Here is a 9,523-nt window from a genome sequence, read left to right as displayed (position 1 = left end):
GTGCAGGCCCTTGCGCGCATTCAGGTAGAAATAGCTCGGTGCTGCCGGCACGGGCAGGGTGGCGCTGGCGAAAATGTCGTTGACCTTGGCTTGCCACTGCGCCCTCACGCTGGCGATGTCCGGGGTGATACCGGCTTCGCACAGGCGCTGTTCGCTGTCATCGGCGGCGATCAATTCAACGGTAAAACGCCAGACCTCGGGAATGGCCGTGAGCATGCGCTGGTGGCTTTCCTCGGTGCCGTCACCCAGACGCTCGACCCACTCGCCGGAGCGGCGCAGGTGATAGGTCACTTCCTTCACCGCCTTGGCGGCGATCCCGGCGATGCGTTCATCGCTGGACTGGCTCAGGCCCTGCAACACCGGCAGGTGCCAGGCGTCATACAGGAACTGCTTGAGGATGGTCACCGCGTAATCGCCGTTGGGTTGTTCCACCAGCAGCAGGTTGCGGTAGGCGCGTTCGTCGCGGCGGAACGCCAGGTGATCGGCATCGCGGCCGTCGTCCAGCAGTTCGGCGGCGTATTCCAGCCAGTTGCGCGCCTGGCCCACCAGGTCGAGGCCGACGTTCATCAGCGCCAGTTCTTCTTCCAGTGCCGGTGCCTTGCCGCACCACTGGCACAGGCGCTGGCCCTGGATCAGGGCGCTGTCGCCGAGGCGCAGCAGGTATTCGATCAGATCAGTCTTGTTGTCCATGGTTGACCTCACATGTGCCCGACTTCGGCCGGCAGCTCGTAGAAGCTGGCGTGGCGGTAGACCTTGTCGTCCGACGGGTCGAACAGCGGGTCTTTCTCGTCCGGCGACGAAGCGGTGATCAATGCCGAAGGCACCACCCACAGGCTCACGCCTTCGCTGCGACGGGTGTACAGCTCGCGGGCGTTCTCGATGGCCATGGTGGTGTCGGCGGCATGCACGCTGCCGACGTGCTTGTGGTTGAGGCCGTGCTTGCTGCGCACGAAGACTTCGAAGAGGGTCCACTCGGACATTTCAGTTACTCCACATCAGGTGGCCGGATCAGGCGGCGTTCTTGTTTTGTTTTTTTCGGGCGTGGGCGACGGCGGCTTCACGAACCCAGGCACCGTCTTCAATCGCCTTGCGGCGAGTGGCGACGCGTTCCTGGTTGCATGGGCCGTTGCCCTTGAGCACTTCGTAGAATTCGTTCCACTGGATTTCGCCGAAGTCGTAGTGGCCGCGTTCGGCGTTCCACTTCAGGTCCGGATCGGGGCAGGTGCAGCCCAAAAGCTCCAGTTGCGGGATGGTCTGGTCGATGAAGCGCTGGCGTAGTTCGTCGTTGCTCTGGCGCTTGATTTTCCAGGCCATGGACTGGGCACTGTTCGGCGAGTGTTCGTCGCTCGGGCCAAACATCATCAGCGACGGCCACCACAGGCGGTTGATCGCGTCCTGGACCATGTCTTTTTGCGCCTGGTTACCGTGGCGCATCATGGTCAGGAGGATTTCGTAGCCCTGACGCTGGTGGAAGCTCTCTTCCTTGCAGATGCGGATCATCGCCCGCGAATACGGGCCGTAGGAGGTGCGCTGCAGCACTACCTGGTTGACGATCGCCGCGCCATCCACCAGCCAGCCCACCGCACCCATGTCGGCCCAGTTCAGCGTCGGGTAGTTGAAGATGCTCGAATACTTGGCCTTACCGCTGTGCAGCTTGTCGATTTCTGTATCGCGATCGGCGCCCAGGGTTTCCATGGCGCTGTACAGGTACAGGCCGTGACCGGCTTCGTCCTGGATCTTGGCCATCAGTTGCAGCTTGCGCTTGAGCGAAGGTGCACGGGTGACCCAGTTGCCTTCCGGCAGCATGCCGACGATTTCGGAGTGGGCGTGCTGGGAAATCTGCCGGATCAAGGTCTGGCGGTAGGCATCTGGCATCCAGTTCTTGGCTTCGATTTTGATTTCTGAATCGATTTTTTCCTGGAAGGCGCGTTCCTCTTCGGACATCTCCGAAAGGTCCTTGATGCGCTTGACGCCGGTTTCTACGAGCTGTGCGTACATTTTTGTTCTCCCGCCTTGAATCTGTTCTGAGGCATGGAGAACTTTATAAGCGATACAGAAATTAATATCAAACAGAAAATATCGTGTCGTATGTATTTTTGTATCGCTTTGGGATGAATGGTTGGTTTTTGAGGGGTGTGCTTATCCATTGCTGCCTGCACAAAACCCTGTGGGAGCTAGCCTGCTAGCGATGGAGGCAAGGGCGCCGAGGGGTGTCAGGCAGCTCGCGTTATCGTTGACGACCATCGCTAGCAGGCTAGCTCCCACAAGGGATTGGCAGGGGTGGTGAAAGGGCAAAAAAAAACCCCGCATAAGCGGGGCTCAAAAGGTGCAGCAGTCATGCTTTAGGGCGTTTGTCCACCACGTGGCAGGCCTTGCCCTCGGAACGTTTGATCGAGTGGAACGGCTGCAACACGATCCGCGTACTGATCCCGATGTAGGTTTTGATGTGCTTGCTCAGCTCGCCGCACACGGCTTTCTGCTGGTCGTCGGTCAGGTGCTGGTGCTCGACCTTGAGCTCGACGTGCACATCGACGGTATCCAGGTTGCCGTTGCGATGCAGGTGGATCTCGTAGCATTCGGCCAGTTGCTTGATTTTCAGCACCTGCTCCTCGATCTGGGTCGGGAACACGTTGACGCCGCGGATGATCAGCATGTCGTCGCTGCGTCCGGTGATCTTGTCGATGCGGCGCATCGGGCGTGCGGTGCCCGGCAGCAGGCGCGTCAGGTCGCGGGTGCGGTAGCGGATCATCGGCAAAGCTTCTTTGCTCAGGGAGGTGAACACCAGTTCGCCCATCTGACCGTCCGGCAGCACTTCGCCGGTGACCGGGTCGATGATTTCCGGGTAGAAGTGGTCTTCCCAAATCGTCGGGCCGTCCTTGGTTTCGGCGCATTCCATGGCGACACCTGGCCCCATGATTTCCGAGAGACCGTAGATGTCCAGCGCGGTGATGCCCATGCGTGCTTCGATGGCGCTGCGCAGTTCGGCGGTCCATGGCTCGGCGCCGAAGATGCCCAGGCGCAGGGCCAGTTTGTGCGGGTCGATGCCCTGACGCTCGATTTCATCTGCGATGTTGAGCATGTACGACGGCGTGACCATGATGATGTCCGGCTGGAAATCCTTGATCAGTTGCACTTGCTTCTCGGTCTGGCCGCCCGACATCGGGATCACGGTGCAGCCCAGGCGCTCGGCGCCGTAGTGCGCGCCCAGGCCGCCGGTGAACAGGCCGTAGCCATAGGAAATGTGCACCTTGTCGCCACGACGGCCGCCCGCTGCACGAATCGAACGGGCTACCACGTTGGCCCAGGTGTCGATGTCGTTCTGGGTGTAGCCAACCACGGTCGGCTTGCCGGTGGTGCCGCTGGAGGCGTGCAGGCGCACGATGTCATGCATCGGCACGGCGAACATGCCGTACGGGTAGTTGTCGCGCAGGTCGGATTTGGTGGTGAACGGGAACTTGGCCAGGTCATCCAGGGACTTGATGTCGTCCGGGTGCACGCCCAGGGAATCGAAGCGCTGACGGTACAGCGGTACGTTCTCGTAGGCGTGCTTGAGGCTCCAGCGCAGACGGTCCAGCTGATGCTGGCGCAGCTCGTCGACGCTGGCGGTTTCCAGCGGGTCCAGTACAGGATCAAGCACGGATTGGGTTATGGACATGTTCATGACTTCACTCGAATTGTTTTTGTGTTTCAGCCCCTGCGCACAGGGGCTTTTGAGTGCATGCCCCAAGGATACCTCTCGGCTCCCCGGGAATCGCGATTCTTTACTGGGAAAAGCGCTCGATAATCAGCGCGATCCCTTGGCCCACGCCGATGCACATGGTGCACAGAGCGTAGCGGCCTTGACGTTCTTCCAGCTCGTGCAGGGCGGTGGTCACCAGACGCGCACCGCTCATGCCCAGCGGATGACCCAGGGCAATGGCGCCGCCGTTGGGGTTGACCCGTGGATCGGTGTCGCTCAGGCCCAGTTCACGCAGCACGGCCAGGCCCTGGGCGGCGAACGCTTCGTTGAGTTCGATGATGTCCATGTCTGCCAGGCTCAGGTTAGCCAGCTCCAGCACCTTGCGGGTTGCCGGCACCGGGCCGATGCCCATGATGCGAGGCTCGACGCCAGCGGTGGCCATCGCCACCACGCGGCCACGGGCGGTCAGGCCGTGGCGTTTGGCGGCTTCGGGACTGGCCAGCAGCAGGGCGCAGGCACCGTCGTTGACGCCCGAGGCGTTGCCAGCGGTGACGCTGCCGCCTTCGCGGAACGGCGTGCCCAGTTTGGCCAACTGCTCCAGCGTGGTGTCACCGCGCGGGTGTTCATCCTGCTCGACGACTTTGGCCGGGCCTTTGCGCTGAGGGATTTCTACCGCAACGATTTCCTTGGCCAGACGGCCGTTGGCTTGGGCGGCTGCGGCGCGTTGCTGGCTGCGCAGGGCGAAGGCGTCCTGATCGGCCCGGGAGATGTTGAACTGCTCGGCGACGTTCTCTGCGGTTTCCGGCATCGAATCAATGCCGAAGCCCTTTTTCATCAGCGGATTGACGAAGCGCCAGCCGATGGTGGTATCGAAGATTTCCGCCTGACGGGAAAAAGCCTGCTCAGCCTTGCCCATCACCAGCGGTGCGCGGGACATGGATTCCACGCCGCCCACCAACATCAAGCCAGCCTCGCCACTGCGGATCGCCCGCGCGGCAGTGCCGACCGCATCCAGCCCGGAACCGCACAGGCGATTGAGGGTGGTGCCCGGTACGCTGACCGGCAATCCGGCCAGCAGCGCCGACATGCGTGCGACGTTGCGGTTGTCTTCGCCGGCCTGGTTGGCGCAGCCGTAGATCACGTCGTCGACGCTGTTCCAGTCCACCTGCGGGTGGCGGCGCAGCAGCTCGCGCAGTGGCACCGCGCCGAGGTCGTCGGCGCGCACGGCGCTCAGTACGCCAGCGTAGCGGCCGATGGGGGTGCGGACCGCATCGATGATCAGGGCGTCATTCATTCGGGTTCTCCTGCGTCAGCACCGGGCCGCGCACTTTGTAGGATTTGCCATGGAACAGGGCGATCAATTGGCCCTGCTGGTTTTCAATGCGTACGTCGTAGTTGCCGGTGCGGCCGGAACGGCTTTGCTCGATGCAATCGGCATTGAGGGTGTCGCCCAGGCGGGCAGGGGCGATGTAGTCGATGCTGCAACCGATGGCCACGGTGGCTTCGTTGTAGCTGTTGCAGGCAAAGGCGAAAGCCGAGTCGGCGAGGGCGAACAGGTAGCCGCCATGGCAGGTGCCGTGGCCCTGCACCATGTCTTCACGCACGGTCATGCCAACACGGGAAGTGCCGGGGCCGGCGGACAACAGGCGCATGCCCATGGCCTGGCTGGCGTTGTCGCGCTGGAACAGGGCTTGCGCGCAGTCGCTGGCCAGGTTCATCGCTTCACGATTAGTCATGGAAATTTCTCCCTTCGGCCACGAGGCGGCGCAGCAACAGCGACGGCCGGTAGCGTTCTTCACCGTAGCTGGCTTGCAGGTTGTCCAGCGTGTTCAGGATGTGCGCCAGGCCCACGGCATCGGCCCAGGCCAGCGGGCCTTGCGGGTAGTTGACGCCGGCGCGCATTGCCAGATCGATGTCGGCGGCCGAGGCCACGCCTTGCAGCAGAGCGTCAGCGGCCTCGTTAGCGAGCATGGCCACGGTGCGCAATACCGCCAGCGCCGGGCTGTCGCTGAGCAGGCTGACCTTCAAGCCGGCCTGTTGCAGCAGGGCAACACCTTGTTCCAGCGCCAGCGGATCGATACCCGCCGCGTGGCTGATGGCGATGCGTTTGGCGTTGCCGTAATCGAGGGTCAGATCCAGCAGAATCAGGTTGCGCAGCCCGTCTTCCTTGGCGCGCTGACAGGCCATGCGCCCGTCGCTCAAGGCCAGCACCGCGTCACCGACCCGCAGCACACCCTGGCCATCGCGCTGGATGACATTCACGCCTTGCTCACGCAGACGCGACAGCAGGCCTTGGGCAGCGCCGAGATCGCCTTCCATTACACAGCTTTCCACGCTGGCGCTGCTGGTGATTTCGCACGCTTGCGGGCGTTCGGCGCCTTGAGCGTAAGAGTAGAAACCCTGACCGCTTTTGCGACCGAAGCGGCCACCGTCCACCAGCTCCTTCTGAATCAGCGAAGGCTGGAAGCGGGTGTCCTGGTAGTAAGCGTCGAACACCGAGCACGTCACGGCGTAGTTGACGTCGTGACCGATCAGGTCGGTCAGTTCGAACGCGCCCATGGCAAAACCACCGGCTTCGCGCATCAGCGCATCCAGAGTCGGGCAGTCCGCAGCACCTTCTTGCAGCAGGCGCAGGCTCTCGGCATAGAACGGTCGGGCCACGCGGTTGACGATAAAGCCGGGGGTGGAGCGGGTGTGAACCGGTTTTTTGCCCCAAGCCTTGGCGGTGTCATACAGGCATTCGGCGAGTGCCGGATCGCTGGCCAGGCCGGAGACGATTTCCACCAGCGCCATGACCGGCGCCGGGTTAAAGAAGTGCAGGCCGAGCAAGCGCTGCGGGCGTTTCAGCTGAGCGGCGATGCTGGTAATCGACAGCGACGAGGTGTTGCTGGCGAGGATGCAGTGTTCGCCGCAGATGTCTTCCAGCTGACGGAACAGCGCGCGTTTGACTTCCAGATTCTCGACGATGGCTTCGATGATCAGGTCGCAACCGGCCAGGGCTTCGATGGCTTCCACCGCTTGTAGGCGGGCGATGGTCGCGATGCGGGATTCGGCAGACAGCTTGCCGTTCTCGACGCGCTTGCCCAGTTGCCGATCAATGCCTTCGATGGCCTGGGCGGCAGCGCCGGGACGATTGTCCAGCAGCAAGACCGAATGCCCGGCCTGAGCCGCGACCTGAGCGATACCGGCACCCATGGCGCCGGCGCCGATTACGGCAACGCGTTCAGTTTTGTTCAATGCGGTCATGACTCAGCGCCCCTTGAAGCTTGGGGTGCGTTTTTCCATGAAGGCGCCAACGCCTTCGCGGTAGTCCTCGCTGCGTCCGGCCAAGCGTTGCAGGTCGCGCTCCAGCTCAAGCTGTTCGTCGAAGCTGTTGCTCATGCTGGCGTTCAGGCTGCGTTTGATCAGCGCCAGGCCGTAGGTCGGTTGGGTGGCCAGGTGTTGCGCCAGTTTCAACGCTTCGTCGCGCAGTTCGGCGTCTTCCACGCAGCGGTAGATCAAGCCCCATTGCTCGGCTTGTTCAGCGCTCAGACGGTTGCCGAGCAGAGCCAGGGCCTTGGCGCGAGCCATGCCAACCAGGCGCGGCAGGGTCCAGGTGCCACCGGAATCAGGGATCAGACCGATTTTGCAGAAGGCCTGAATGAAGCTGGCAGAACGAGCGGCGAGCACCAGGTCGCAAGCCAGCGGAATGTTGGCGCCAGCTCCCGCAGCCACGCCGTTGACCGCGCAGATCACCGGCATTGGCAGATCACGCAATTGGCGGATCAGCGGGTTGTAGAACTTCTCGATGGACTCGCCCAGATCCGGCACGGCGCTGCCCGGCGCGACATTGCGGTCGCTCAGGTCCTGGCCTGCGCAGAAGCCGCGACCTTCGCCGGTCAGCAGCAGCACGCGCACGTCCGGGTTCTGGCGGACTTGCTTGAGCGCTTCCTTCACTTCGCCATGCATCTGGGTATTGAAGCTGTTGAGCTGGTCCGGGCGGTTGAGGCTCAGCAGGGCGACGCCAGCGTCGATGGAAAACAGGATGTGTTCGAAATTCATGGTCTTGGGCGCTCTCTTGGCGGTCGTTCGAATTCGGTGTAGCCGGATTACTGGCCGGTGAAGGTCGGCGAGCGTTTTTCCTGGAAGGCCGCAATGCCTTCATCGCGGTCGCGGGTGCCGGCCAGCACGGTGAAGGCATGACGCTCGAAACGCAGTCCGCTGGCCAAGTCAGTGTCCATGGCCTTGAGCAGCGCTTCCTTGGCCAAACGCACCGCCAGCGGTGCCTTGGCGGCAATGCTGCGGGCGATTTGCAGGGCGCGATCCACGGTGAATTCCGGTTGGGTCACTTCGCTGACCAGCCCGGCACGTTGTGCCTGGCGGGCGTCGATAGCGTCGCCGGTGAGCACCATTTGCATGGCCATGGATTTACCCACGGCGCGCAACAGACGTTGCGTGCCACCGGCGCCGGGCATGATCCCCAGGTTGATTTCCGGCTGACCGAAGCGGGCGTCTTCACCGGCAATGATGATGTCGGCGTGCATCGCCAGTTCGCAGCCACCGCCAAGGGCGAAGCCGTTGACGGCGGCGATCAGCGGTTTGCTGAAACGGGTGATGGCTTGCCACGAAGCCTGGCGCGGGTCGTCGAGAATGCCGACCAGATCCCGCTCGGCCATTTCCTTGATGTCGGCGCCAGCGGCAAAAGCCTTGCGGCTGCCGGTGAGAACCACTGCGCGAGTGTCGGGATCGGCCTGGGCGACGCTCAGCTCATCCGCCAATTCACCCAGCAATTGGGTGTTCAGGGCATTCAAGGCTTGCGGGCGCTGCAGGGTAATCAGGCGGACGCCGGGCTCGATCATCTCGACGGCAAGGGTTTGTGGCATGGCGGATGCCCTCACGGAGCGTGCTCGGCGTTGATGCCGGCTTGTTATTGGATCGGCCGCAGGGGCCGGTTTTGTCCGAGTATACCTGCAACGTGATACGGAAAAGCAATACAGAAATTGATTTAATGTGTCCTATATGGGTGGTGAGGTTTTCATAAAGGCACGTTTTCAAGGAGGGTGATAGCCGGTTTAGTCCCAATTTTATTGGGCTTTATGTGGGTTTTTGCCATGCAGAGCAGGTCGTCGGAAAGGTCCTTTTCAAGTGATACGCTTTTTAGTCTTTGTGCTTGCAAAAGCGATGTGATACAAAATGAGTCAATATTTGCATCGCTTTGTGAAGGAAGCTGCCATGACCTGCTACAGCCTTGATGGCCTGACCCCGGTGATCGACCCCACTGCTTATGTGCACCCGACAGCCGTGCTGATCGGTGACGTGATCATCGGTCCGCATTGCTATGTCGGGCCGTTGGCGAGCCTGCGCGGCGACTTCGGGCGCATCGTGCTGGAGGAGGGCGCCAACCTGCAGGACACCTGCGTGATGCACGGTTTCCCGGACAGCGACACGGTGGTCGAACGCAACGGTCACATCGGCCACGGCGCGGTGCTGCATGGTTGCCGTATCGGCGCCGATGCGCTGGTGGGCATGAATGCGGTGGTGATGGATAACGCACGGATTGGCGAGCGTTCGTTCGTTTCGGCAGCGGCGTTCGTCAAGGCCGGATTCGAGTGCCCCGAGCAGTCGCTGGTCATGGGGGCACCGGCCATCGTCAAGCGCACGCTCAGCGATCAGGAAGTGGCGTGGAAACAGGCCGGCACCCGCGAATATCAGCAACTGGCGCAGCGCTGCCTGGAGCAGATGCAGGTCTGCGAGCCGCTGAACGAACCGGAGACGGATCGCCCGCGTATCAGTGATCGTGGGTTGCGTCCGAAAGGATCCCTGTAGGAGCTGCCGCAGGCTGCGATCTTTTGATTTTTTTAAGAT

The 9,523-nt window shown here is 62.2% G+C and carries 10 protein-coding genes; 1 reads left to right on the top strand and 9 read right to left on the bottom strand.

Features of this window, described 5'->3' with window-relative positions; translation table 11 throughout:
- The 9 genes from paaC to paaF form a co-directional block, all read right to left on the bottom strand.
- Positions 1-690: 1,2-phenylacetyl-CoA epoxidase subunit PaaC (gene paaC / locus ACRESJ_RS03370; RefSeq protein ID WP_431756635.1), on the bottom strand; the 690-nt coding region annotated here is incomplete at its 3' end.
- An 8-nt stretch (positions 691-698) separates the two neighbouring features.
- Positions 699-980, bottom strand: a complete 282-nt coding sequence (gene paaB / locus ACRESJ_RS03365; RefSeq protein WP_007943393.1) for a 1,2-phenylacetyl-CoA epoxidase subunit PaaB — start codon at positions 978-980, stop codon at positions 699-701.
- A gap of 28 nt (positions 981-1,008) precedes the next feature.
- Complete coding sequence (paaA, locus tag ACRESJ_RS03360) at positions 1,009-1,998, bottom strand: 1,2-phenylacetyl-CoA epoxidase subunit PaaA (protein WP_431756634.1); 990 nt, start codon at positions 1,996-1,998, stop codon at positions 1,009-1,011.
- A 337-nt stretch (positions 1,999-2,335) separates the two neighbouring features.
- A complete protein-coding gene (gene paaK / locus ACRESJ_RS03355; protein WP_431756633.1) occupies positions 2,336-3,661 on the bottom strand; it encodes a phenylacetate--CoA ligase PaaK in 1,326 nt (441 codons plus the stop codon).
- Positions 3,662-3,761: 100 nt separating this feature from the next.
- Positions 3,762-4,973, bottom strand: coding sequence for a 3-oxoadipyl-CoA thiolase (gene pcaF / locus ACRESJ_RS03350; protein WP_431756632.1), 1,212 nt, complete (start codon positions 4,971-4,973; stop codon positions 3,762-3,764).
- Positions 4,966-5,415, bottom strand: a complete 450-nt coding sequence (gene paaI, locus ACRESJ_RS03345) for a hydroxyphenylacetyl-CoA thioesterase PaaI (protein ID WP_431756631.1) — start codon at positions 5,413-5,415, stop codon at positions 4,966-4,968. The genes pcaF and paaI overlap by 8 nt, the downstream gene beginning before the upstream one ends.
- The gene (gene paaH / locus ACRESJ_RS03340) at positions 5,408-6,925 is read right to left on the bottom strand and encodes a 3-hydroxyacyl-CoA dehydrogenase PaaH (RefSeq protein WP_431756630.1); all 1,518 of its coding nucleotides are present in this window, start codon (positions 6,923-6,925) and stop codon (positions 5,408-5,410) included. Before paaH ends, paaI begins: the two co-directional genes overlap by 8 nt.
- A gap of 3 nt (positions 6,926-6,928) precedes the next feature.
- Positions 6,929-7,720: a 2-(1,2-epoxy-1,2-dihydrophenyl)acetyl-CoA isomerase PaaG gene (gene paaG / locus ACRESJ_RS03335; protein ID WP_431756629.1), complete on the bottom strand. Its 792-nt coding sequence runs from the start codon at positions 7,718-7,720 to the stop codon at positions 6,929-6,931.
- Between the two features lie 47 nt (positions 7,721-7,767).
- Positions 7,768-8,541 (bottom strand): 2,3-dehydroadipyl-CoA hydratase PaaF, encoded by a 774-nt coding sequence (gene paaF, locus ACRESJ_RS03330; RefSeq protein WP_431756628.1) that lies wholly within the window; start codon positions 8,539-8,541, stop codon positions 7,768-7,770.
- Between the two features lie 349 nt (positions 8,542-8,890).
- Here paaF and paaY point away from each other — a divergent pair, with 349 nt between their 5' ends.
- Positions 8,891-9,484, top strand: coding sequence for a phenylacetic acid degradation protein PaaY (gene paaY / locus ACRESJ_RS03325; RefSeq protein WP_431756627.1), 594 nt, complete (start codon positions 8,891-8,893; stop codon positions 9,482-9,484).
- Positions 9,485-9,523: the final 39 nt, after the last annotated feature.

Origin of the sequence: Pseudomonas sp. (assembly GCF_050739655.1) — a bacterium.
Lineage (GTDB): Bacteria > Pseudomonadota > Gammaproteobacteria > Pseudomonadales > Pseudomonadaceae > Aquipseudomonas.
The sequence above is the reverse complement of the archived record's forward strand: the minus strand, read 5'-3'. Positions and strand labels throughout refer to the sequence as shown.

Excerpts from the sequence above, each read along its gene's own strand:
- paaB (WP_007943393.1), bottom strand. The coding sequence starts at position 980 with ATGTCCGAGTGGACCCTCTTCGAAGTCTTCGTGCGCAGCAAGCACGGC.
- paaA (WP_431756634.1), bottom strand. The coding sequence starts at position 1,998 with ATGTACGCACAGCTCGTAGAAACCGGCGTCAAGCGCATCAAGGACCTT.
- paaK (WP_431756633.1), bottom strand. The coding sequence starts at position 3,661 with ATGAACATGTCCATAACCCAATCCGTGCTTGATCCTGTACTGGACCCG.
- pcaF (WP_431756632.1), bottom strand. The coding sequence starts at position 4,973 with ATGAATGACGCCCTGATCATCGATGCGGTCCGCACCCCCATCGGCCGC.
- paaI (WP_431756631.1), bottom strand. The coding sequence starts at position 5,415 with ATGACTAATCGTGAAGCGATGAACCTGGCCAGCGACTGCGCGCAAGCC.
- paaH (WP_431756630.1), bottom strand. The coding sequence starts at position 6,925 with ATGACCGCATTGAACAAAACTGAACGCGTTGCCGTAATCGGCGCCGGC.
- paaG (WP_431756629.1), bottom strand. The coding sequence starts at position 7,720 with ATGAATTTCGAACACATCCTGTTTTCCATCGACGCTGGCGTCGCCCTG.
- paaF (WP_431756628.1), bottom strand. The coding sequence starts at position 8,541 with ATGCCACAAACCCTTGCCGTCGAGATGATCGAGCCCGGCGTCCGCCTG.
- paaY (WP_431756627.1), top strand. The coding sequence starts at position 8,891 with ATGACCTGCTACAGCCTTGATGGCCTGACCCCGGTGATCGACCCCACT.